The organism is Massilia sp. IC2-476, assembly GCF_020707295.1.
Lineage (GTDB): Bacteria > Pseudomonadota > Gammaproteobacteria > Burkholderiales > Burkholderiaceae_D > Telluria.
In genome coordinates this window covers 156,984-180,232 of sequence record NZ_JAJFER010000005.1, presented here as the reverse complement: position 1 = coordinate 180,232, position 23,249 = coordinate 156,984, and the positions used below count along the sequence as shown (strand labels likewise).

The 23,249-nt window shown below is 65.9% G+C and carries 21 protein-coding genes; 9 read left to right on the top strand and 12 right to left on the bottom strand.

Annotated features, from left to right (window positions below; genetic code table 11):
- Window positions 1–248 precede the first annotated feature (248 nt).
- The 4 genes from LK539_RS15055 to LK539_RS15040 form a co-directional block, all read right to left on the bottom strand.
- Window positions 249–737 (bottom strand): GNAT family N-acetyltransferase, encoded by a 489-nt coding sequence (locus LK539_RS15055; RefSeq protein WP_227801835.1) that lies wholly within the window; start codon window positions 735–737, stop codon window positions 249–251.
- Entirely contained in the window at window positions 734–1,672 is a 939-nt protein-coding gene (locus tag LK539_RS15050; RefSeq protein ID WP_227801834.1) for a DMT family transporter, read from the bottom strand. The genes LK539_RS15055 and LK539_RS15050 overlap by 4 nt, the downstream gene beginning before the upstream one ends.
- A gap of 144 nt (window positions 1,673–1,816) precedes the next feature.
- Window positions 1,817–2,263: a DUF962 domain-containing protein gene (locus LK539_RS15045; RefSeq protein WP_227801833.1), complete on the bottom strand. Its 447-nt coding sequence runs from the start codon at window positions 2,261–2,263 to the stop codon at window positions 1,817–1,819.
- A gap of 35 nt (window positions 2,264–2,298) precedes the next feature.
- Window positions 2,299–3,249 (bottom strand): LysR family transcriptional regulator, encoded by a 951-nt coding sequence (locus LK539_RS15040; protein WP_227802091.1) that lies wholly within the window; start codon window positions 3,247–3,249, stop codon window positions 2,299–2,301.
- A gap of 140 nt (window positions 3,250–3,389) precedes the next feature.
- On the opposite strand from LK539_RS15040, the gene LK539_RS15035 reads away from it, so the two are divergent.
- The 6 genes from LK539_RS15035 (at window position 3,390) to LK539_RS15010 (ending at window position 11,290) form a co-directional block, all read left to right on the top strand.
- On the top strand, window positions 3,390–3,605 hold the full coding sequence (locus tag LK539_RS15035; RefSeq protein ID WP_227801832.1) for a hypothetical protein: 216 nt from the start codon (window positions 3,390–3,392) through the stop codon (window positions 3,603–3,605).
- The gene (locus LK539_RS15030; protein ID WP_227801831.1) at window positions 3,602–4,438 is read left to right on the top strand and encodes an alpha/beta hydrolase; all 837 of its coding nucleotides are present in this window, start codon (window positions 3,602–3,604) and stop codon (window positions 4,436–4,438) included. Before LK539_RS15035 ends, LK539_RS15030 begins: the two co-directional genes overlap by 4 nt.
- Before the next feature lie 342 nt (window positions 4,439–4,780).
- Window positions 4,781–5,968 (top strand): efflux RND transporter periplasmic adaptor subunit, encoded by a 1,188-nt coding sequence (locus LK539_RS15025; RefSeq protein WP_227801830.1) that lies wholly within the window; start codon window positions 4,781–4,783, stop codon window positions 5,966–5,968.
- Between the two features lie 4 nt (window positions 5,969–5,972).
- A complete protein-coding gene (locus LK539_RS15020) occupies window positions 5,973–9,164 on the top strand; it encodes an efflux RND transporter permease subunit (RefSeq protein WP_227801829.1) in 3,192 nt (1,063 codons plus the stop codon).
- A 1-nt stretch (window position 9,165) separates the two neighbouring features.
- Window positions 9,166–10,656 carry an efflux transporter outer membrane subunit gene (locus LK539_RS15015; protein ID WP_227801827.1) on the top strand — a complete coding sequence of 497 codons (1,491 nt, stop codon included), beginning with the start codon at window positions 9,166–9,168 and terminating at the stop codon, window positions 10,654–10,656.
- A gap of 88 nt (window positions 10,657–10,744) precedes the next feature.
- A complete protein-coding gene (locus LK539_RS15010; protein WP_227801826.1) occupies window positions 10,745–11,290 on the top strand; it encodes a DNA-deoxyinosine glycosylase in 546 nt (181 codons plus the stop codon).
- Here the strand turns inward: LK539_RS15010 and LK539_RS15005 are convergent.
- The 4 genes from LK539_RS15005 to LK539_RS14990 all read right to left on the bottom strand — a co-directional run bounded on the left by LK539_RS15005 (window position 11,273) and on the right by LK539_RS14990 (window position 15,028).
- Window positions 11,273–12,508, bottom strand: coding sequence for an acyl-CoA desaturase (locus LK539_RS15005; protein WP_227801824.1), 1,236 nt, complete (start codon window positions 12,506–12,508; stop codon window positions 11,273–11,275). The two genes, LK539_RS15010 and LK539_RS15005, sit on opposite strands and share 18 nt — an antisense overlap.
- 15 nt (window positions 12,509–12,523) lie before the next feature.
- Window positions 12,524–12,850 (bottom strand): helix-turn-helix transcriptional regulator, encoded by a 327-nt coding sequence (locus LK539_RS15000; protein ID WP_227801823.1) that lies wholly within the window; start codon window positions 12,848–12,850, stop codon window positions 12,524–12,526.
- Window positions 12,851–12,925: 75 nt separating this feature from the next.
- On the bottom strand, window positions 12,926–14,098 hold the full coding sequence (locus LK539_RS14995; protein WP_227801821.1) for a tetratricopeptide repeat protein: 1,173 nt from the start codon (window positions 14,096–14,098) through the stop codon (window positions 12,926–12,928).
- Between the two features lie 72 nt (window positions 14,099–14,170).
- Window positions 14,171–15,028 carry an HDOD domain-containing protein gene (locus LK539_RS14990; protein WP_227801820.1) on the bottom strand — a complete coding sequence of 286 codons (858 nt, stop codon included), beginning with the start codon at window positions 15,026–15,028 and terminating at the stop codon, window positions 14,171–14,173.
- Window positions 15,029–15,195: 167 nt separating this feature from the next.
- On the opposite strand from LK539_RS14990, the gene LK539_RS14985 reads away from it, so the two are divergent.
- Entirely contained in the window at window positions 15,196–15,765 is a 570-nt protein-coding gene (locus tag LK539_RS14985) for a DNA-3-methyladenine glycosylase (protein ID WP_227801818.1), read from the top strand.
- Here the strand turns inward: LK539_RS14985 and LK539_RS14980 are convergent, their stop codons facing one another.
- Window positions 15,766–17,478, bottom strand: a complete 1,713-nt coding sequence (locus tag LK539_RS14980) for a methyl-accepting chemotaxis protein (protein ID WP_227801817.1) — start codon at window positions 17,476–17,478, stop codon at window positions 15,766–15,768. It abuts the gene before it with no gap.
- A gap of 27 nt (window positions 17,479–17,505) precedes the next feature.
- A complete protein-coding gene (locus LK539_RS14975; protein WP_227801816.1) occupies window positions 17,506–17,955 on the bottom strand; it encodes a cache domain-containing protein in 450 nt (149 codons plus the stop codon).
- A 252-nt stretch (window positions 17,956–18,207) separates the two neighbouring features.
- Between LK539_RS14975 and LK539_RS14970 the strand changes: the two genes are divergently transcribed.
- On the top strand, window positions 18,208–20,187 hold the full coding sequence (locus LK539_RS14970; RefSeq protein ID WP_227801815.1) for an acyltransferase family protein: 1,980 nt from the start codon (window positions 18,208–18,210) through the stop codon (window positions 20,185–20,187).
- Window positions 20,188–20,233: 46 nt separating this feature from the next.
- Here LK539_RS14970 and LK539_RS14965 read toward each other — a convergent pair whose 3' ends face one another.
- Together LK539_RS14965 and LK539_RS24550 are read right to left on the bottom strand one after the other, a co-directional pair.
- Entirely contained in the window at window positions 20,234–21,433 is a 1,200-nt protein-coding gene (locus LK539_RS14965; protein ID WP_227801813.1) for a transposase, read from the bottom strand.
- A complete protein-coding gene (locus tag LK539_RS24550; protein ID WP_227801812.1) occupies window positions 21,424–21,615 on the bottom strand; it encodes a MerR family DNA-binding transcriptional regulator in 192 nt (63 codons plus the stop codon). Before LK539_RS24550 ends, LK539_RS14965 begins: the two co-directional genes overlap by 10 nt.
- Before the next feature lie 224 nt (window positions 21,616–21,839).
- On the opposite strand from LK539_RS24550, the gene LK539_RS14955 reads away from it, so the two are divergent.
- A complete protein-coding gene (locus LK539_RS14955) occupies window positions 21,840–23,240 on the top strand; it encodes a KamA family radical SAM protein (RefSeq protein WP_227802090.1) in 1,401 nt (466 codons plus the stop codon).
- Window positions 23,241–23,249 lie beyond the last annotated feature (9 nt).

Sequence of the window (23,249 nt, the reverse complement as noted above, 5' to 3'; positions counted from 1 at the left end):
GCCTGAATCGGTTCAGCTTGACTCGCGTCAAACCGCGAAATTCCAACTCGGGAATGATGACCCCAAGGACAGGCGAAACAAGCTTCGTAACAAGGGTAACCGAATGTAAGGCTTAATTGATCATTAAGAATCCACACCTATAGTGTAAGCGTGTGATTCACCATCTCCCCTCCCCATTTGACAAAATGGGTTCGCCCACGGCGCCTCCAGGCCCCGTGGGTTTTTCTTTGTCTGCTGCGGCGGTTCGTTCAGGCGCGGCGTTCGGCCAGTGCCGTGAGCGTATCGCCGGTGACGCGGCAGATGCGCCAGTCGGGCAGGATCTCCGCACCCATCTGCTTGTAGAAACCGATGGCCGGTTCGTTCCAGTCCAGCACCGACCACTCGAAGCGGCCGCAATTGCGCTCGACTGCGATTTGCGCGAGGCGGGTCAGCATCTTCGTGCCATAGCCCTTGCCGCGGTGCGACTGGCGCACGTACAGGTCTTCCAGGTACAGGCCCTTCTTCGTCAGGAAGGTCGAGAAGTTATGGAAGAACAGCGCGAAGCAGACCACTTCACCGTCTTCCTCGCCGATGATGGCTTCGCACGAAGGGCGCTCGCCGAACAGGCCTTCATGCAGCAGGGCTTCGGTGGCCACCACCAGGTGCTCGAGTTTTTCGAACACGGCCAGCTCCACGATCATGGAGTGGATGTGGGCGACGTCGAGAGGAGTGGCGGGGCGGATCGAGAAAGTGGTCATGGTGTTTCGAGTGGATTGTTCAGGTTTGCGGATTGCACGGGTTTGGCTGCGGGCGCGCGCAGGGCCCAGGCCACGCTGGCCAGGCACAGGACCATGCCGGCGAATTCGATCGCGCCGGGACGGTAGCCTTCGAGCTTGATCGACAGGAGCACCGACAGCACCGGCGTGATGACGCCGATGTACACGGTCTTCTGCGCGCCGATGCGGCCGATCAGGGTGAAGTAGGCGAAGAAGGCGATCACCGAGCCGAAGATCGACAGGTAGACCAGGCCGGCCCAGTAGGTGGGGCTGGACGGCAGCACGAAACGGTCGCCGTGGGCCAGCGACCAGACCGTGACGAGCGAGGCGCCCCACAGCATCGACCAGGCCATGGTGAGCGGCAGGTTCTCGCATTGTTCCTTGACCTTGCTGACCACGATGCTGCCGGCCGAGCTGGCGATGGTCGCGGCCAGCGCCAGCACCACGCCGGCGATGAAGGTGGGGCTGCCGCCCGCCTGGAAGTCGCGCCAGGCGGTGCCGATCGAATGCCAGAACAGCAGGGCGACACCAGCGATCGCCACCACGCCGCAGCCGACCGTGCGGCGGCTGATGGTGGTGCCGAAGAACAGGCTGCTGAGCAGCGGCGTCCAGAACACCATCAGCGCGAACACCACCGCCACCAGGCCCGAGACCACATACTGCTCGGATTGATAGGTGCACAGGTAGGAGATGCAGAATGTCAGTATGCCCTGCAGCGCCATCCAGCCATGGGTGCGCAGCGGCAGGCGCAGGCGGTCGCGCCGCAGCAGGCAGATGAGGAACAGGGTGGCGGCGGCCAGGAAGAAACGGTACGCGACCGAGACGGCGGGCGGCACGTCACCGAGCTGCAGGGTGATCGCGAAGAAGGTCGAACCCCAGATCAGCGAGGCGACGGTGAACAGGACGGAAGAGGGCATCGCGCGAGTATACGTGCTTCGCGCGTTTGTTGCAGGGTAGGATGGTCGGCTTCGCCGACCGCGCGTTCGACTGTCGCCAGAGCAGCCGAAGCGGCGTTTCATTCGCTAACTATCACCGCGCGGTCGGCAGAGCCGACCACCCTACTAGTAAGCGACATTCATGCGGCGGTACAGGAAGGACAGCACGAACAGCGGGCCAATCAGCAGGAAGCGCAGGTCCTCGAAGAAGGAGGGCTTCTTGCCTTCGATCTTGTGGCCGATGAACTGGCCGATCCAGGCCACCACGAAGATCGCGATCGACACCGGCAGTACCGTCATCTCCGGCAGCAGGGCCAGGATCCCCAGCATCACGGCGCTCATCACGCCCATGCCGAGCGCAAAGCCGCGCGACAGCTTCGCGTAGTAGTAGAGCGAAGCAAGCGTCACGGCAATCGCCACCACCGGATGCAGCGCCCACAGGATGCCCAGCAGGCTCAGGACGATCAGCGGGATGCACACGAAGTGGATGATCTCGTTGGTGTGGTTGCGGTGGCTTTCGGCGTAGCGCGCCAAGAGGATGTCGATGTTGCGCGGCTGCGAGCTGTGGTCCATGTTTGTCTCCGGTGGCTCTGTCGTTTTGGCCGATTCTACACCGTCTCCAGCTCCGGTTGAACTGCCAGGCGCGGCGCTTGCAGGCGCAGGTTCGGGTGCCCGGCGAACAGCTCCGAGATCCATTCGACGAACACGCGCACCTTGGCCGACAGGTGGCGGTTCTGCGGATACACGATGTGCACCGGCAGCTGGTCGATGCTCCACTCGGGCAGGATCTGCACCATGCGTCTCGTCTTGAGGTGCTCCACCAGCAGGTAGTCCGTCATCATGATGACGCCCAGGCCCGCCAGCCCGGCCTGCACGTAGGCGGTGGAATCGTTCAGTGCGATCGCGCCGGGCAGGTCGACCTCGATGCGTTCGCCGTCGCGCGTGAAATCCCATTTGTAGACCTTGCCGGTCTTGGCCGAGAAGTAGTTCACGCAGCGGTGCCGCACCAGGTCGCGCGGGTGCTCGGGAACGCCGTGGCGCTCCAGGTAGGCGGGCGAGGCGCAGGTAACGAAGTTGATCACGCCGATGCGGCGCGCGATCAGGTTCGGGTCGATCAGCTCCCCGCCGCGTACCGCGCAGTCGACCCCTTCCTCGACCAGGTCGACCGGGCGGTCGGTGCTGCCCAGTTCCAGGGTGATGTCGGGATAGCGTTCGAAAAAGGCGGGCAGGGCGGGGATCAGGATCTCGGTCGCCAGGCCGGTGGGCGTATCCACGCGCAGCCGGCCGCTGGGACTCAGGCGGTGGCGCGACAGCGATTCCTCGGCGTCGCGCACGTCCGACAGGATCTGTACGCAGCGCTCGTAATACGCGGCGCCGTCCGAGGTGATCATCACCTGGCGCGTCGTGCGGTGCAGCAGCTTGACCGAGAGCGTCGACTCGAGCGTCTGGACCAGGGTCGAGACGGTCGCTTTCGGCAGGTTGAGCATCTCGGCCGCCTTGGTGAAGCTGCCGCAGTCGACGACCTGGATGAAAACTTCCATGGCCTGGAGCTTGTTCATCATGGTCCTTTCATTCTGGATTCTTCGATTGTTCGGTGTTCTGAACAATCAATTCGTTATTGACATCTTTATCTGATTGTAGTCCATGGCTATAGTGTGTGCATCGCAACAAAAAGTAAACACACTTCACGGAGCTGGCCATGAGTATTCGGGACGGAATCTTCACCACGGTAGCAGTCGCCCTGAGCGGGGTAGCGCTTGCAGGCCTGCTGGGGACCGACGCCTATTCGCAGGCTGCCGGCGCGGAAGCGCGCGGCCTGAAGGCGCTCTCGATGGAGGTCGAAATGCGTTGCGAGGAATGCGCGGACGCGCAAGCGAGCCGTTGGGCTGCCATGCCCGAAGGAGGCCGCCAATGAGCGCGGTGCTGGAACAGGTGGTCGACGCCGGCGTCGAGGTGCGCGAGCTGGAAGTCGCCGGCGCGCAGGGCGCCTTGGCCGCACGCCTGTACACCTCGGGAGACGTCGCAAAACGCGACACCCTGATCGTGTTCTTCCATGGCGGCGGCTTCGTCTCGGGCGACCTGCAGGAAGCGGACGAATTCCTGCGCCACCTGGCCCAGTGCAACACGGAGCGCGCCGTGCTGGCCTCGAACTACACCCTGGCGACGGTCAGCCCGTTCCCCGCCGCGGTGGAGGACGCGCACGCCGTGGTGCTGTGGGCCACCAAGCACAAGGCGAAGCTGGGCTGGTCCGGCAAGAAGCTGGTGGTGATGGGAATCGAAGCCGGCGCCAACCTGGCGGCCGTGTGCGCCCTGATGGCGCGCGACCGCGCCGCCCCCAAGCTGGCCGGCCAGATCCTGATCATGCCGATGCTGGACCCGGGCCTGTCGACCTGCTCGATGCGCCAGATGAACCAGTGTCCGGACCGCGAAAAGGTCACCAGCGACTGCGCCGCCGCCTACCGCGGCTACCTGCCGCACGCGGCCGACCGCTCGCACCCGTACGCCTCGCCGCTGCGCTCGACCCGGCTGAAGAACCTGCCGCCGGCCCTGATCCTCTCCGCCGAGGACGACCCATTGTGCGACGAGGCCGAACAATACGGCGCAAAACTGATCAACGCCGGCGTGCGCACCACGGTGCGGCGCATGCCGCCGGCTCCCCTGCAGGACCCGGACGGGCGCAATGAATGTGCATGCAAGGCGCACGCCCTGTCCGAGATTTCCAGCTTCCTTGCACTACTGGACCGCTGACCGGCCAGCACCAGTACCCGATACCGTTCCTCCCTGAACACCGTGCCCGCGAAGGCGCGGGGAGGCCCTGTTTTTCCCAAAATCCGTCGCCCCGGGCGACGTGAGGGACCGTCTACGAAAGAGGTGAGCCATGAAGATGCACCACCTGCGCCCGATGCGCTGTTGACGCCGGCGCCCTGACCGCAACAAAGCGGTCTCCTTACCTGTAACGAATCGGCCATCCGCCCCCAGGGCGCGGACAGGGCCCCCTTTTTCCTCGCATTCGGCTCGTACCCGGCTGCGGTAGGGATGTTTTTGTCTCCTCAATAAGAAAGGTTGATCATGACTAACCAACAAAGAAGCATGGGCAAAGTGAAATCGCTCGTCGGCCTGCTGGCCGCCGCCGGCCTGGCAGGCGCCGTCCTCGCCGGCTGCTCCGACGCCAATAGCAAGACCGAGGCGGCAGCAGCCGCGCCGGCCGGACCGCCGGTCTCCGCCGCCGTGGTCATCGAAAAGCCGGTGCTTGAATCCCAGGAATTCTCGGGCCGCCTGGAAGCCGTGGAAACCGTCGAGATCCGTCCGCGTGTGAGCGGCTACATCACCGCCGTCAACTTCAAGCCGGGCGCCGAAGTGAAGAAGGGCGAGGTGCTGTTCGTGATCGATCCGCGTCCCTACCAGGCCGAAGCCGACCGCGCCGGCGCCAGCGCCAACGCGGCCAGAGCCCGCGCCGACCTGGCGCGCCTGGAGCTGCAGCGCGCCGAGCGCCTGCTGGCGGACAAAGCCATCGCCCAGCGCGAATTCGACGAAAAGGCCGCGGCCCAGAAGGAACTGGACGCCAGCGCCCGCGCCGCCCAGGCCCAGTATGAAGCGGCGCGCCTGAACCTGTCTTACACCCGCATCACCGCGCCGATCGACGGCCGCGTCTCGAAAGCGGAGATCACCCTCGGCAACCTGGTCGACGCCAGCGCCGTGCTGACCTCGGTGGTGTCGACGGACCGCATCTACGCCAGCTTCGACGGCGACGAACAGACCTACCTGCGCGTCGGCGCCCGTGCCCAGCGCGCCCAGCCGGCGGTGGTGAAGGTGGGCCTGGCCAACGAAGAAGGCTTCCCGCACGAGGGCAAGCTGGAATTCGTCGACAACCAGTTAGACGCCCGTACCGGCAGCGTGCGCATGCGCGCCACCCTGGCCAATCCGGACCGTTCGCTGGCCCCCGGCCTGTTCGCCCGTGTGCAGGTGGGCAGCGGCGTGGCCAACCAGGCGATCGTGATCAACGACCGCGCGGTGGGCACCGACCAGAGCCGCAAGTACGTGGTGGTGGTGGGCGCCGACGGCAAGGCCGAATACCGGCAGGTACAACTGGGCCCGGTGGTGGATGGCATGCGTGTGGTGCGCAGCGGCCTGAAGGCCGGTGAAAAGATCGTCGTCAATGGCCTGCAGCGCGTGCGTCCGGGCGCCCCGGTCACGCCGCAGATCGTGCCGATGGACTCCCCGGCTGTGGCGGCCAAGGACGGCGCCAAGCTGGCGCTGAATACTGCTGGCAAGGAGTAAGAACATGAATTTCTCCCGCTTCTTCGTCGACAAGCCGATCTTCGCGGTCGTGCTGTCGGTGATCGTCTTCGTCGGCGGCCTGATCTCGATCTTCAAGCTGCCGGTGTCCGAGTACCCGGAGGTGGTGCCGCCGTCAGTCGTGGTGCGCGCCCAGTATCCGGGCGCGAACCCGAAGGTGATCGCCGAAACCGTGGCCGCGCCGCTGGAAGAGCAGATCAACGGCATCGAGGACATGCTCTACATGAGCTCCCAGAACACCTCGGACGGCGCCCTGGCACTGACCCTGACCTTCGCGATCGGTACCGATATCGACCGCGCCGAGAGCCAGGTGCAGAACCGGGTGCAGCGCGCGCTGCCGCGCCTGCCCGAGGAGGTGCGCCAGATCGGCGTCACCACGGTGAAAAGCTCGCCGAACCTGACCATGGTGGTGCACCTGAATTCGCCGGACGGCCGCTATGACGACCTGTACCTGCGCAACTACGCGGTGCTGAACATCAAGGACCAGCTGGCGCGCCTGAACGGCATGGGCGAAGTCCAGCTGTTCGGCTCGGGCGACTACGCCATGCGGGTCTGGCTCGATCCGCAAAAGGTCGCCGCACGCAACCTGACCGCGGGCGACGTGGTATCCAGCATCCGCGAGCAGAACGTGCAGGTCGCGGCCGGCGTCGTCGGCCAGGGTCCTTCCAAGGACGCCGAGTTCCAGCTGACCGTCAACACCCAGGGGCGCCTGTCGAGCGTCGAAGAGTTCGGCGAGATCGTGGTCAAGGCCGGCGAGGACGGCGCCGTCACGCGCCTGAAGGACGTGGCGCGCCTGGAGATGGGTTCCAGCTCCTACGCGCTGCGCTCGCTGCTGAACAACAAGTCGGCGGTCGCGATCCCGATCTTCGAGGCGCCCAACGCCAACGCATTGCAGCTGTCGAGCGACGTGCGCGCCAAGATGGAAGAGCTTTCGAAGGACTTCCCGGAAGGCGTCGAGTACAGCATCGTGTATGACCCGACCCAGTTCGTGCGCGAGTCGATCGATTCGGTGATCAAGACCCTGCTGGAAGCCGTGGTGCTGGTGGCCCTGGTCGTGATCGTGTTCCTGCAGACCTGGCGCGCCTCGATCATCCCGCTGCTGGCGGTGCCGGTGTCGGTGGTGGGCACCTTCGCCGTGATGCTGATGTTCGGCTTCTCGATCAACACGCTGTCGCTGTTCGGCCTGGTGCTGGCGATCGGTATCGTGGTCGACGACGCCATCGTGGTGGTGGAAAACGTCGAGCGCAACATCGGCAATGGCCTGTCGCCGCATGACGCGACCATCCAGGCCATGAAGGAAGTCTCGGGACCGATCATCGCGATCGCCCTGGTGCTGTGCGCCGTGTTCGTGCCGATCGCCTTCGTCTCGGGCCTGACCGGACAGTTCTACCGCCAGTTCGCCCTGACCATCGCGATCTCGACCGTGATCTCGGCCTTCGTTTCCTTGACGCTGGCCCCGGCCATGTCGGCCGCGCTCCTGAAAGCGCACGACGCGCCGAAGGATGCGCTGACCCGCGCCATGGACAAGGTGCTGGGCCGCTTCTTCGCCGGCTTCAACCGCTTCTTCGGCCGTGCCTCACACAGCTACGAAGGCGGCGTGAAGACGGTGCTGCGCCGCAAAGCTGCGACGCTGGGCGTCTACCTGGCGCTGGGCATTGCTGCGGTCTTCATGTTCAAGGTGGTGCCGCCGGGCTTCGTGCCGGCCCAGGACAAGGGCTACCTGATCGGTTTCGCCCAGCTGCCGGACGCCGCCTCGCTCGACCGCACCGATGAAGTGATCCGCAAGATGTCGACCATTGCCAAGGAAATCCCGGGCGTGGAATCCTCGATCGCCTTCCCGGGCCTGTCGATCAACGGCTTCACCAATGCGCCGAACGCCGGCATCGTGTTCACCGGACTGAAACCCTTCAGCGAGCGCAAGGGCCACCCGGAGCAGTCGGCCGAAGCCATCGCCGCCGAAATCAACAAGCGCATGGGCGAAGTCAAGGACGCCTTCGTAATGGTGCTGCCGCCACCCCCGGTGAACGGCCTGGGCACCACCGGCGGCTTCAAGCTCATGCTGGAAGACCGCGGCAACCTCGGCTACGACGAACTGTATAAAGCCACGCAGGCGCTGCAGGCCAAGGCCTGGGGCACGCCGCAACTGGCGGGCGTGTTCTCGAGCTACCAGATCAACGTGCCGCAGCTGTTCGCGGACGTCGACCGGGTGAAAGCCAAGCAGCTCGGCGTGCCGCTGTCGACCATCTACCAGACCTTGCAGGTGAACCTGGGTTCGCTGTACGTGAACGACTTCAACCAGTTCGGCCGCACCTACCAGGTGCGGGTGCAGGCCGACGCGCAGTTCCGCTCGCAGCCCGAGCAGATCGCGCAGCTGAAGGTCCGCAACGACAAGGGCGAGATGATCCCGCTGTCGTCCCTGATGCAGGTGAAGGACAGCTATGGTCCGGACCGCGTCCAGCGCTACAACAACTACGTGGCGGCCGACCTGAATGGCGGCGCGGCGCCGGGCGTGTCCTCGGGCCAGGCCCAGGCCATCATGGAGCAGCTGGCCAAGGAAACCCTGCCGAAAGGGATCGCCTATGAATGGACCGAGCTGACTTACCAGGAGATCCTGGCCGGTAACACCATGATCTACGTGTTCCCGCTGTGCGTGCTGCTGGTGTTCCTGGTGCTGGCCGCCCAGTACGAGAGCTGGACCCTGCCGCTGGCGGTGATCCTGATCGTGCCGATGTCGATCCTGTGCGCGCTGGTGGGCGTCAAGCTCTCGGGTGGCGACAACAACATCTTCACCCAGATTGCCCTGTTCGTGCTGGTCGGCCTGGCCTCCAAGAACGCGATCCTGATCGTGGAATTCGCCCGCGAGCTGGAAGACCACGGCCGCAGCATCGTCGAGGCTGCGCTGGAAGCTTCCCGTCTGCGCCTGCGTCCGATCCTGATGACCTCGATCGCCTTCATCATGGGTGTGCTGCCGCTGGTGTTCTCGACCGGCGCCGGCGCCGAGATGCGCCACGCGATGGGTGTGGCCGTGTTCGCCGGCATGCTGGGCGTGACCTTCTTCGGCCTGTTCCTGACGCCGCTGTTCTACGTGTTGCTGCGCAGCCTGGCCAAGCGTTTCGAGAAAAAAGCACCGGTAGCCAAAGCAAAGGCCCCGGTCCTGGACCTGGAAGGAGTGCACTGAGATGAAGAGCATGATCGCAAGGGGCGTGGCCCCGCTGTTGGCAGCCTTGCTGCTGACCGCCTGCGCCACCCCGGACTTCAAACAGCCGGCGGTCGAGACCCCGACCGCCTTCCGTAACCTGCAGGTGGCGCCTGCGACTGAAGTCGCGGGCATCGAAGGCTCGCGCTGGAAGCCGGCGCAACCGGCCGAGCAGCAGCCACGCGGCCAGTGGTGGCTCGCCTTCCAGGACCCGGCGCTCACCGCCCTGGTCGAAGAAGCGAGCGCCAACAACGCCAACCTGTCGGTGGCGGCCGCCCGCGTCAAGCAGGCGAGGGCGATCGCCGGCATCGCCGCCGCCGACCGCGTGCCGCAAATCGGCGTCGGCATCGGCGCGCAGCGCGCCCGCCCGTCGGCGCTGGAATCCGGCCTGCCGCAGGGGGCGCCGACCCAGGCGGTAACGAGCTACACAGCCAACCTCACCGCCAGCTACGAGGTCGACCTGTTCGGCCGCGTGGCGGCCGGCGTGTCGGCGGCGCGCAGCGATGCGGCGACGTCCGAGGCGAACTACCGCTCGGTGCTGCTGGCCCTGCAGGCGGACGTGGCGCAAACCTACTTCCGCCTGCGCGCCCTGGACGCCGAGCTGGATACCGTGGGCCAGACCGTGCGCCTGCGCGAGGAAAGCGTGAAAGTGACCCAGCGCCGCTTCGACCTTGGGGACATCGGCGAATTCGACCTGTCGCGCGCCCGTACCGAGCTGGCGACGGCGCGTGCGGAAGCCATCGGCCTGCAGCGTCAGCGCGCGACCGCCGAGCATGCGCTCGCGGTCCTGCTGGGCGAACCGGCCGCCAACTACGTGGCCGGCCCCAGCCCGCTGCTGGATGCGACCTTGCTGCCGGCCATCCCGGCCGGCCTGCCGTCTTCGCTGCTGGAACGCCGCCCGGATATTGTCGCCGCGCAGCGTGCGATGGAAGCCTCGAATGCCCGTATCGGCGTGGCGCGTGGCGCGATGTTCCCGGCCTTGACCATCAGCGCGGCCGGCGGCGGCGTCGGCGGCGCCTTCTCGGAAGTGTTCAAGTGGAGCAGCCGGTCATGGGTCCTGGGCCTGCTCACCTCGATGCCGCTGATCGACGGCGGCCGCAACCGCGCCAATGTCGAACGCAGCGAAGCGGTGCTGGAAGAATCGGTGGGCAGCTACCGCCAGAGCGTGCTGACGGCCTTTGCCGAGGTCGAGGACAACCTGGCCGGCCTGCGCATCCTGTCCGGCCAGGCCGAGCAGATCGACGCGGCGCTGGTAGCGGCGCGCCGCTCGGCCGACCTGGCGCAGAAGCTGTATGACGCCGGCCGCTCCAGCTATCTCGAACTGCTCGACGCGCAGCGCAACCTGGCCGCGGTCGAACGCACCGCGGTCCAGCTGCGCGGCAACCGCGCGGTGACGACCGTGGCCCTGATCCGCTCTCTGGGCGGGGGCTGGGACGCGGGCCGCATCGACAGCAACACCGTCGCCATGAAGTAGTACCTGTAGTTCACCTCTCCAGGCGTTTTGCCCTTTGCGGCGGGTACTATGTGCTCGCCGCTTTTTTTCGCCCGGCTACAATCGCGTCATGGCGACTTCCACACCTTCCCTGACCGGCCTGGCGCCGGTGATCGCACCAGGCACCCGCGTGCTCGTCCTCGGCAGCTTTCCCGGTGCAGCCTCGCTGGCGGCGCAGCGCTACTATGCGCATCCCCGCAACCAGTTCTGGCCGCTGATATCGGCCGTGATCGGGGAAGACCTGGCCAGCCTGCCGTATGAGGAGCGCCTGCCGCGCCTACTGGCGCACCGCTTCGGCCTGTGGGATGTACTGGCCGGCTGCGAGCGCGAAGGCAGCCTGGACTCCGCCATCCGCAACCCGGCCGCCAACGATTTCGAGCGCTTACGCGCGCTGTGCCCGCAACTGGAGACGGTCGGTTTCAACGGCCAGGCATCCGGCAAGTTCGCGCCGCAGTTCGCGGCGGCCGGCTATCGCACCGTCGTGCTGCCGTCGAGCTCTCCGGCGCACATGGCGATGAGCTTCGAGCAGAAGCTCGCCGTCTGGCGCCAGCTGTCCGAGCCTGCACCGGCGGGCAACTCGGCGCCGGCCCAGTCCTCCTTATTCGGACCAGGCTAGCTGGCCGCGCAGGGATTCCGCCAGCAGCGCAGCGGGCAGGAGCAAGACCGCCACGACCGCGGAACAGGCGTTGCGGCTACCGATGGCCAGCAGGAACGCGGGCAGGCCGACCACGCTGGCGAAGCCGAGCCTCAGCCGCAGTCTCGGTTGCGCCGGGTTGCGCGTCACCACGGCCCTGGGCCCGGCCAGCCTGCGCATGCAGGACACTGACATGGTCGCGCATGGTCCATCCAAGCTTACGGGAGCAGCCTGCGTGAACAGTGCAGCAGCGACAGCCACGCTGTTGCGAACCATGTCGGCCAGGGATTGCGGCACCGGCGCCGCCGCGCAGGGTACATCGTCCAGCCGACGTAATTCGGGCCTATCCGGGCAGCCATGCGGCAGCCGGATGCGCCACACCAGGCCGAGCCGGCGCAGCAGCACCAGCACCCACCAGCCGGGATCCCATTCGCCCGGATACAGGCCGAGGCGCGCCGAGCCGGGAAACGCATGGTGGTTGTTGTGCCAGGATTCGCCCATGGTCAGCAGCGAAGCCAGCCTGACGTTGCGTCCCTGTACCGCCGCGCCGTCTACGCTGTGGTGCATGGCGCCGTGGTTATGGGCGAAGTGGCCGATCAGCCAGTGGCCGGTGACACCGGCCGCGATGCGGGCGCAGCCGCCCCAGATCACGAAGGCCCAGCCGCCTGCAAGATACAGCAGCAGCGCCGGCGGGACCTGCTGCAGCATCCAGCTACGTTCCAGGAAACGGTAGAAGCGGTCGGCGGCAATGCCTGGTGCCGGTTCCAGCTGCGGCGGGTCGTCCAGTTCGAGGCGGCAGTGCAGCTGCCACCAGGCGTCCTGCCAGAATGAGGCGCCGTGGCGCAGGAAGGGATGGCAGTCCGGCTGGCGCTGCGCATGATCGCGCAGGTCGTGCTGGCGCACCAGTCCCAGCGGCCCGGACAGGCCGACCTGCACGCCCAGGTAGACCAGCAGATATTCGAGCCAGCGCGGACAGGCGAAGCTGTCGTGGATCAGTTTGCGGTGGCTGCCGAGCGAATGCCCGAACAGCAGCACGGTTGCGGTCGTGGCGAGGAAGACCGCCAGCGCCGTCCAGCTGAAGGTCAGGGCGCCGCCGACGATGGCCACGCCCGTCATCCCGGTCCACCACAGCGAGCGCACCGGCTCCCAGCGCACCCTTCCTGCGAACACGTTACCGCCTGCCGCCTGCCGATCTGCCATTGCCGCCTCCGGATGTCAGTTTGTCTTGCGCTTTGCCGCGATTGCCTTCGATTCGCGCTTCAGGGGCCCGGCTGTCGGGCACAGTTCGAACATGAAGCCGGACAGCTGGTTGACCAGGCTGTCGGGCTTGAGCGTGTAGTACACGAACTGCCCGCGCCGCTCGCTCGTGACCAGGGCCGCGTTTTCCAGCACCGACAGGTGGCGCGAGATGGCCGGCGCGCTGATCCCCAGCCGTTCCGCCAGTTCGGAAGTCGTCAGTTCGACATTCGACAGCAGGGCGAGGATCTTGCGGCGCGGCAGCGAAGCCAGGGCTTCGAACGTCTTGTCCAGGTTTGAGTTCATTCTTTAATTAACTAATTAGTTAATCGTATTCTTGCCCTTTATCCGCCGGCTGTCAAGCGCGGCGGATCGGGTGCCTCAGCGGATCAGGGTGCCGGTCGCCGTGCCGGTGCGCCGCAGGTGCGCCAGCTTGGCCGAATACACCTGGCGCATTTCCTGGCGGGTGCTGGTGTCGAGGGCCTTGGCGATCTGCTCGCGCGCGTCCTTGATGTCGCCCAGCTTCAGGTGCGAGACGCCGAGCCAGAAGCGGAACTCGTCGTTGTAGGGGGCGCGCTTGACCTCGCGCTCGAACAGCTCGCGCGCCTTGCCGTAGTCGCCCTCGCGCAGCGCGACCATGCCCTTGTCGAAGTAGTGGTAGGGCGGGAAGGGCTCGATGGCGGCGATGCGCTGCGCCAGTGCCTGCGCTTCCGCATGCTTGCCCTGGGCGGCCAGCACCGGCTGCAGGTTGCGCAGCACCATCATGTTTTCCGGCTCGCGTTCGAGCGCCGCGCGGTAGGTCTGCTCGGCCAGCGCGCGGTCGCCGTGGCGGTCGTAGATCACGGCCAGGGTGTTCAGGGCCGGGACCATGCCGGGACGCTTGTCGACTGCCGCCCGGGCCCACCAATAGGCGTCGTCGAGGCGCTCGTGCACCAGCATCTCGGCCGCGCGGTTGTTCAGGTAGAGGGCGACGATTTCTTCTTCTTCCAGCTCGCGCGCGCGGATGCGCTGCGCTTCGCTCTGCGGGATGAAGTCGACCAGCAGCATGTCGTCCTGGTCGGTGCTGCGCATGCCGGCCTCGCGGCGGCTGCCGATGCTGATGTTGACGTGGGCGCTGGCCAGGTAGAGACCCGCCGTACGGCTCCAGGTGCTGTCCACGTCGACGCTGCGAAAGCGGATCGGCATGCCCAGTTCCTTGGCAAAGGCGGCGGTCATGATCACCAGCGACAGGCAGTTGCCGGAGCGGTCGGCGAAGGTCTGCGCGGCGGTACGGGTGCGCGCGGATTCGTACTCGAGCATCAGGTCGTTCTTGCTGTACAGCGCATGCACCAGGCCCTGGCGCTGGCCGTGCTGGCGCAGCTGCCGGCCGAAGGCCTGGCTGTTCAGGTAGGAGCGCATTGCCGGGCTGAGCGTGAACAGGTCGTCGGCGCCGATTTTTTCGGAAGGCGGCGCAAAACGCGCATCGGCGAACAGGGGTGTCGGGGCAGCAGGCGGCTGCACGCTGGCGCAGCCGGCCAGCAGGGACAGGGACAACAGGATGGCGATGCGTTTCATGACTCACTCCAGGGGCACTCGTACTTACAGCACGCAGTATCTGCCTCTACCGGAGCGATGTCAAAAATGCTGTCACTCTTCGTGGAAGGCTTCGACCAGTTCGTCCAGCAGCTCGGCCGTTTCTTCGTCAGACAGGCCGAGGTAGGCGCAGGCCCTGGCGCCGCCCTTGTTCCACTCGAGCGACTCGGCATGGCCCTGGTAGCGGCAAATGGCGCTTTCGGCCAGCACCGACAGGGCGACCAGCGAACGCACGGCGCCGGCGGTGGAGGCGTCCTCCAGCACCGCGAAATCGTGGTGGTGCAGGATGGCCCAGCCGACGTCGCCCGACAGGCCCCAGTTGCGCGCCAGCAGGCAGCCGACCGCGGCGTGCGAGGTCGAGTGGCGCTCGTCTTCCAGCGCGGTGAACGGACGCTCGGCTTCCAGCGAAGCGGCTGCGTAGGTGGCGGCGTAGTCGGCGAAGCGGTCCATCAGCAGCGGCACGCCGGTGTCGCAGAACAGGCCGAAGGTGTGGGCCACGTCCGGCTCGCCGATGCGCAGGCGGCGCGACAGGAACACCATGGCCTGGGCGCGCCGGGTACTGATGTCCCAGAAGCTGGCCAGCGCCGCGCTGTTGGTGGGGATCGCCTGGCGCGCCAGCAGGCCGGTCATCAGGGCCGCGACCTGGTTAATGCCGAGGAACAGGATTGCCTGCTCGACCGACTTGGCCTTGCGCCGCCCGCCGTAGATCGAGGAATTGGCCAGCTTCAGCAGGGCGCCGGACATGCCGACGTCGCTCGCCACGATCTTGCCGATCGCTTCCGGCGACGGATCTTCCGAAGCCAGTTCGCGCTGCATGTCGGCGAGCAGGCTCGGCCGGGGCGGGATGCGGATCGACTTGATCAGGGCATCGACCTGGTCGAGTTGCGGAACGGGATCGGCGACGGTATTCATGGGCGCGGGCAGGAGGAATTGCGGGAGGAATGCGAACAACCGTGCCACTATACCTCAGACCCCATTTTATTGCAGCAAGGCAATTCCGAAGCTTTGTCAATCAAATCATTTTTTGTATCTATTTCACCAAAGCGACACCGCAAAACGACCCGCGCTAGAATCCGGCCATGGCCATTTCGACAATAGCAGGTATCGATTTCACTCAGCCGGCGGAGATCGTCGCGCGCCAGCTGATCGGCGTGACAGTCCTGGTGAACGGCGTCGGCGGACGGATCGTCGAGACGGAAGCCTATGACCGCGAGGATCCGGCCTCGCACGCCTTTTCCGGTCCGACCGAGCGCAATGCCTCGATGTTCGGACCGCCCGCCCACGCCTACGTCTACCGCTCCTATGGCATCCACTGGTGCCTGAACTTCGTGTGCCGCGAAGAGGGTCATGGGGCCGGGGTCCTGATCCGCGCACTGGAACCGCTGGCAGGGTTGGATGAGATGCGCCGGCGCCGCGACGCGGACGACGAGTGGCTGCTGTGCTCCGGCCCGGGCAAACTGTGCCAGGCGCTGGGCGTGACCCGCGCCAACAACGGCATGCCGCTGTCGCAGCCACCGTTCGAGCTGCTGCCGGGTAGTCCGGGGCTGGAGGTGGTGGCCGGGCCGCGCATCGGGATCTCGAAGGCGATGGACGTGCCCTGGCGTTTCGGGCTGGCCGGCTCGCGCTTCGTCAGCCGGCCGTTCCGCTGATCAGGCACGCCGCCGGCGTGCGCGTTCAGCCACGGGCAGGGCCGCGATCGGGCGCCCGCGCATCGGGCTTGCGCTTGCGCGCCGTTCCCGCAGGCCGTGGAAGCCCGCATCCTCGCCGTCTTCTTCCGGCGCCGCCTGTTCCTGCTCGATCGCCGGAATCTCCTCGCCCTCCAGCTTGAAGATCGACACGGCCCTGGCCAGGTTGACGGTCTGCTCGTGCAGGCTTTCGGCGGCCGCCGCCGCCTGTTCCACCAGGGCCGCGTTCTGCTGGGTCATGCCGTCCATCTGTCCCACCGCCTGGTTGACTTCGGCGATGCCGTTGGCCTGCTCGGTGCTGGCGATGCTGATGCGGCCGATGATGTCGTTCACCTGGCGTACCGAGGCGACGATGTCGCCCATGCTGGCGCCGGCCTCGCTCACCGAGGCGCTGCCGTCCTCGATGATCTTGACCGAGTCCGCGATCAGGCCCTTGATCTCGCGCGCCGCCGCCGCCGAGCGCTGCGCCAGCGTGCGCACTTCGGCCGCCACCACGGCAAAGCCGCGTCCCTGCTCGCCGGCGCGCGCCGCTTCTACCGCGGCGTTCAGGGCCAGCAGGTTGGTCTGGAACGAGATGCCGTCGATGACCCCGGTGATCTCGACGATCTTGCGCGAGCTGGCCTGGATCGATTCCATGGTCGCCACGGCGCGCCCCACGGCCTGGCCGCCGTTCGAGGCCAGCTGCGCTGCCTCGGCCGCGAGGGTGGACGCCAACTGCGCGTTGTTGGCGTTTTCCTTGACCGCGGTGGTCAGTTCTTCCATCGTGCTGGCGGTCTGCTCGAGCGAGCCGGCCTGCAGCTCGGTGCGGGTCGACAGGTCGAGGTTGCCGCTGGCGATTTCCTGCGAGGCGGTGTCGATCGAGCGCACCGCGCCGAGGATGCTGTGCAGGGCGCCGGTCAGGCGCTTGATGCTGTGGTCGAGCGCGCGCGAGGTGTCCGCGATCTCGTCGCGCCCGCTGCCCGGCGTGCCGGAAGGACGCAGGCGGCCGTCGGCCAGCTCGTTGACGACGGTGGCGATCGAGCGGATGTCGGCCAGCATGGCGCGCCGCACCAGCATCGTCACCACCAGCGACAGCCCGATCGACAGCAGCACCAGGCCGGCCATGGTGATCCCGAGCGAACGGAATTCGGCCTTGGCGGCGGCGTGGGCTTCCACGCTCAGCTTCTTTTCCAGCGCCGCCAGGTTCTGCAGGCCGGTGTCGAGGGCGACGAACTGCTTCTCGGCCTTCTGCATCGAGTTGGTGGCGATCGACTGGTCGACCTGGGCCAGCTCGATGGTTTCGTTCACCATCTTGCGGTAGCTGGACAGGGCCGCCAGCGAGTTCTCGATCGGCGCGCGCTCGCTCGGCTCGGCCAGCCAGGACAGTTCGTCCAGGCGGGTCTTGATGCCGGCATGCTTCTTGTGGATGTCGGCGGTCAGCGCGGCCAGGCGGTTGGCCGCGAAGCTGCCGTTCACCCAGGCCAGCAGCTGGTAGATGTTGGCATGCGCAAAACGCGCCTCGCCCGCCACGTCGGCCACGGCCTGCAGGCGCGCGGCGCGCACCTGCACCATGTGCTCGAGCGAGGCGTTCTGGCGCACCATGCCGTAATAGGCGGCCGCCGACAACAAGGTCAGCAGCACCAGCACCAGGCCCGGGGCCAGCAGGAGTTTCGGGCCGATCCGCAATTTGTTCAGCATGTTGACTCCGGGCGTGGAATAAGGGATTTACTTCTTGTAGATGCCGACTTCCAGCACCACGTCGTCGACGCGCTGGATGAAGGTGGTCTTCGGCTCGATCTTGCCGCTGGTCGGATTCTTGTACTGGTAGTCGACCCAGCCCTTGCCCTTGGCGGCGGCCAGCTCGATGATCTCGCGGCGGTACTTCTTGCCGTTCGCATCCGGCACGTCGGTCAGGTCCTTGCCGACGATCGAGGGGTTGTAGGGATGGGCCAGCACGATGCCGGTCTTCAGGTCGCGGATGTCCATGTAGAGCTCGCCCTGGACGTAATCGGCGTCCTTGGCGTTGATACGCTTCATCATCTCATCCTTGCCCTTGGCCTTGACCAGGGCGACCCCGCGTTCGACCATCGCGATGGCGTCCTTCTCGGTCGGGGCATTGGCGAGGACGGGGGCGGCGGCGATGGCCAGGCACAGGGCTGCGGCAAACAGTTTCATGTTGACTCCTCGAGTGGAATGTTCTGGGACCAATATTGCTAAAGTGCATTGGCAAATGTACCGGGGTGGGGAGGGCGCTAATTGCGATGGCGCAATCGCATTGCGCAGCAGCGTAGGAAGGTTGCGCGTTGGCGTCAGTCGATCCTGACTCGGACACGCATGCACGTCGCATGTGCCGAAGGTTTTTGAACAAAAGCTTTGTTTTGCAGCAAGCCGGTCATTTAGAATTGTCAGCTTTGTTGATGAGCTGGCATGAAGATAGAAAAACCGGTTTCCCTTGGTGATCCGTCGGCACAGGCATCGCCCCACCTGGCCTATCGCCGCGACATCGATGGACTGCGCGCGCTCGCCGTGCTGGCGGTGGTGCTGTTCCACGCCTTTCCGTCGCTGCTGAGGGGCGGCTTCATCGGTGTCGACATCTTCTTCGTCATCTCCGGCTTCCTGATCTCGAGCATCCTCCTGCGCGAGCTGGACGGGGGCAATTTCGGCTTTGCCGCCTTCTACGCGCGCCGGGTGCGCCGCCTGTTCCCGGCGCTGCTGCTGGTGCTGGCGGGCTGCATGGCCTTCGGCTGGTTCGCCCTGTTCCCCGACGAATACGAGCAGCTCGGCAAGCACGTGGTCGGCGGCGCCGGCTTTGCCGCCAATTTCTTCTACTGGGCCCAGGTCGGCTACTTCGATACCGCCGCCCATACCAAGCCGCTGCTGCACCTGTGGTCGCTCGGCATCGAGGAACAGTTCTATATCCTGTGGCCGGTCGTCCTGCTGCTGGGCTGGCGGCTGCGCCTCAACCTGCTCTCGCTGGCCGCCGTGCTGGCGCTGGCCTCCTTCATCGTCAACATCGGCGGCATTGCGCAGTACCCCAGCGCCACCTTCTATTCGCCGGCCAGCCGCGCCTGGGAACTGCTGCTGGGCGCGAGCCTGGCCTGCCTGCAGATGCGCCCGCCGAGCGCCATGCGCCATCCGCTGTGGCCGGGGGCGTGGCCGAACCTGCTGGCCTGGCTTGGGCTTGCCTTGCTGGCCGCCGGGCTGGCGCTGGTCACGCGCGAGCGCCCCTTCCCCGGCTGGCTGGCGCTGCTGCCGGCGGCGGGCGCGCTATGCCTGATCGGCGCCGGGCCGCAGGCCTGGTTCAACCGCGTGGTGCTGTCGAACCGCGTGCTGGTCGGCATTGGCTTGATCAGCTATCCGCTCTACCTGTGGCACTGGCCGCTGCTGTCCTTTGCCCAGATCATCGAGTCGCGCGAACCCGCACTGCAGATCCGCGCCGGCCTGGTGCTGCTCGCGCTGCTGCTGGCCTGGCTGACCTGGCGCGTGGTGGAGCGTCCGCTGCGCGCCGCAGGAAGCAAGGGCGGCGCCTGGGGCCGCGTCGCCGCGCTGTGTGCGCTGATGCTGGCATGCGCCGGCAGCGGCGCCTATATCTACCTGAACGAAGGACTGCCGGCGCGCAGGCCGATCCAGGACAACATCGCCAACCACAAGGCGCTGGTGGTGGTCGAGGACCGCGCCAGCGCCGCGGCCTGCCGCAAGCGCTTTGGTTTCGACACCGACTACGAGTACTGCCAGCTGGCCGACCCGGACCGGGATCCGACCGTGGTGCTGGTCGGCGACAGCCACGCTTTCCACGTGGTGGCCGGCCTGAAGAAGTACTACAGCAGCGTGGGCGAAAACCTGCTGCTGCTGTCGACCCGCCATCCTTACTGGGGCATCCCCACCCGGGGCGACCCCTACCAGGAGGCGACTGGGCCAATGCTCGACCTGGCGCTCGCCATGCCTTCGGTAAAAACCGTGGTGTTCTCGACCCACCTGCGCCTGTGGCGGCATCCGCACCAGCGCTTCGTGCTGGAGGCGGCGCGCGAGACCTTCCGCCGCTTCACCGCGGCCGGCAAGCAGGTCATCTTCATGAGCGACGTGCCAAAAATGGGCTTCGATCCGCGTTCGTGCATCAAGCGTGCCGGGGTGGCATCGTCGGCGACCCGGGTGCCGTGCGCGATCCCGCGCGCCGACTGGGAAGAGCAGGTCGAACACCAGCTCGGCATCCTGGACGACTTCAGCCGCGAATTCCCGCAGCAGTTCTTCTGGTTCGATGCGGCGCAGGCCGTGTGCGACAAGGAGCGCTGCCACGCCATGGTGGACGGGCGCCTGATGTACCGCGACGACAATCACCTGAGTTACGAAGGCGACCTGCTGGTCGGCAGGCATTTTGCCGAGTGGATGCGGCAGCGTACGGCGAAGTAGGGCAGCCGTGACCGGCAATTGTCCGTTCCTCCAAACTTACGCAAAGCTATGCAGAGCAGGCTTTGCCGTTGGATTCCTGCTTCACCGGGGCCGGTTTCGCCCTGTGCTTACGCTCAAGGCCAGCGCCTGCCCCTCCACAGGCAGCGACGGTGGAACTCACCGCCAAGTTCTTCAGGTTGATGGCTGCATTGATGTCGCGGTCGTGTTGCGTCTTGCAGCACGAGCAAGTCCATTGCCTTGTTCCCAAACCGAGCGCTTCGTGCTTGTAGCCGCAGCAAGAGCACAGGCGACTGCTCGCGAACCATCGGTCGGCGACGACCACCTGCCCGCCCCGCCATGCCGACTTGTACTCCAGCTGGCGGCGCAGTTCGTACAAACCCATGTCGGCAATGGCGCGCGCCAGGCGGGAATTGGCCATCATGCCTTTCACGTTGAGATCTTCGATGCCGATCGTGTGAAAGCAGCGCGTGATACTGGTGCTGAGTTGATGCAGGCTGTCACGGCGGATGTTGGCGATTCGCTCGTGCAATCTTGCCAGTTTCAGCCTGGCCCTGGCACGGTTGCGTGAACCTTTCACCTTGCGCGACAGGCTGCGCGAGAGGCGCCGCACACGATCCAGCAGGCTCCGAAGCGCCTTTGGCCCCGTGACCTTTTCTCCCGTCGACAAGGTGGCCAGCGCCGTGATGCCGAGATCCACGCCGACCGCGCCTTGTGTTTCGGCTGGCCGTGAGCAATGCTCTGGCGTGTCCACGGTAATGCTGGCGTACCAGTGGCCGGCAACGCGTGAAATCGATGCCGATACGATATGACCGGCAAAGCGCAGCGTCTCGCACATCCGGACCCAGCCGAGCTTGGGGATGCGGATGCGCTTGTCTTGCATGCGAAACTGATCGTTGGACAGGCTGAAACGGTCATCCCGTCCTTTCCTGCGAAATACTGGGAAACCGGCACGCCGGGCAAAGAAGTTTTCGAAAGCGCGCCCCAGCTGAATGATTGCCATCTGCGGCGCGTTCTTCGTCACCTCGAGCATCCATGGAAACTGCGCGCGCTTGATGGCATTGAGCTGGCGCCGCAAGGCCGCTTCACCCGGCTTTGGCAACGCTGGATCGGCCTTGCAGGCCGCATATTGATTTTTCCATGCGTCCAGCGCCCAGTTGTAGGCGAAACGGGCAACCCCGGCCGCGCGCGCGAAATACGTCGCTTGCACATTGTTCGGATCGAGTCGGATGCGCTGGGCTACGAGCACTGCGCCTCCCGTGGTTGTACTGCTGCGCAAGGCTGGAATTGCTGGCGCGGCGCGGCGTGGTCGTAGCGCCGCTGCCCGCCGTCAGTCCTGCTTGGTCGTAGCCGGCCCCGGGCCTCCCAGCGCCGCAATGTGCTGGTCGAGGCGCCCAAGGCGGCGGTACCGCTTGGAACCAGTTTGTCCATGCACCATGAGACCGTGCAGGTTTAGATAAGTTTCGAACTGACAGCTTGAAACCCGTTCTGCGCTTCCCTTGTGCTAGCTCCCGCTATCGGACCATTCTGATTGATTGACGGCAATTCTCCGGAATTTCCGGAACGTAAGATGAATTCTTCCCGGCAACGTTGCATATGCAAGTTTGTCCTCGCCGGTATCCCCATCTTTCGTTTCCTGGAGAACTCCCGTGATCATGACCGAATCGACGCCCTCCAAGTTCAAGCCCTATACCCGGCAGAGCATCCACCTGGCGCGCCAGTGGCAATGGCTGACGCCGGAGTTGCAGGAAGCGGTGCAAGTGGTTTCCCATGTGCTGCCGTTCCGGGTCAATGCCTATGTGCTGGAGGAGCTGATCGACTGGGACAAGGTGCCGGACGATCCTATCTACCGTCTCACCTTTCCGCACCGCGACATGCTGCCGGCCAGCGAGTACGAGCAGCTGCGCGACCTGGTGCTGTACAAGAAGGACGAGGCGGCGATCGCGAAGCTGGTGCACGGCATCCGGATGCGCATGAACCCGCACCCGGCCGGCCAGATGACGCACAACGTCCCGCGCGTGAACGATGCGCCGCTCAAGGGCCTGCAGCACAAGTACAAGGAAACCGTGCTGTTCTTCCCGAGCTCGGGCCAGACCTGCCACGCTTACTGCACCTTCTGCTTCCGCTGGCCGCAGTTCGTCGGCATGGACGACATGAAGTTCGATGCGCGCGAGTGCGGCGAACTGGTGTCCTACCTGGAGAGCCACACCGACGTCACCGACGTCCTGATCACCGGCGGCGACCCGATGATCATGAACACCCGCTCCCTTAGCGAATTCATCGAGCCGCTGCTCGAGCCGAACCTGGCCCACATCCAGAACATCCGCATCGGCACCAAGTCGGTGGCCTACTGGCCGCAACGCTTCGTGTCGGACAAGGACAGCGACGACCTGCTGCGCCTGTTCGAGAAAGTCGTCCGGTCGGGGAAGAACCTGGCCATCATGGGCCACTACAACCATGCGGTCGAGCTGCGTCATCCGATCGCGCAGCAGGCGGTCAAGCGCATCGTCGGCACCGGCGCCACGCTGCGCATGCAGGGGCCGCTGATCCGCCACATCAACGAAGACCCGAAGAGCTGGGCCGAGCTGTGGACCACGGGCGTGCGCCTGGGCGCCATCCCGTACTACATGTTCGTCGAGCGCGACACCGGCCCGCGCGACTACTTCTCGCTGCCGCTGGCGCGCGCCCACCAGATCTTCCAGGAAGCCTATTCGATGGTGTCGGGCCTGTCGCGCACCGTGCGCGGTCCTTCGATGAGCGCATTCCCGGGCAAGGTGGTGATCGACGGCGTGGTCACGATCAACGGCGAGAAGCTGTTCGCGCTGCAGTTCCTGCAGGCGAGGAATCCCGAATGGGTGCGCCGTCCCTTCTTCGCCAGGTACGATCCGGACGCCACCTGGCTCGACCACCTGAAACCCGCCTTCGGGCGCGACAAGTTCTTCTTCGAGCAGGAGAGCGGCGGCCCGCTCAAGGGACCCGGCGGACGCGTCATCCCGCTGGTGCCGGCCGGCCAGCTGCACGGCGAAGGCGAGGGCGCCGCCCAGGACGCTGCCTGAGCCGGCACT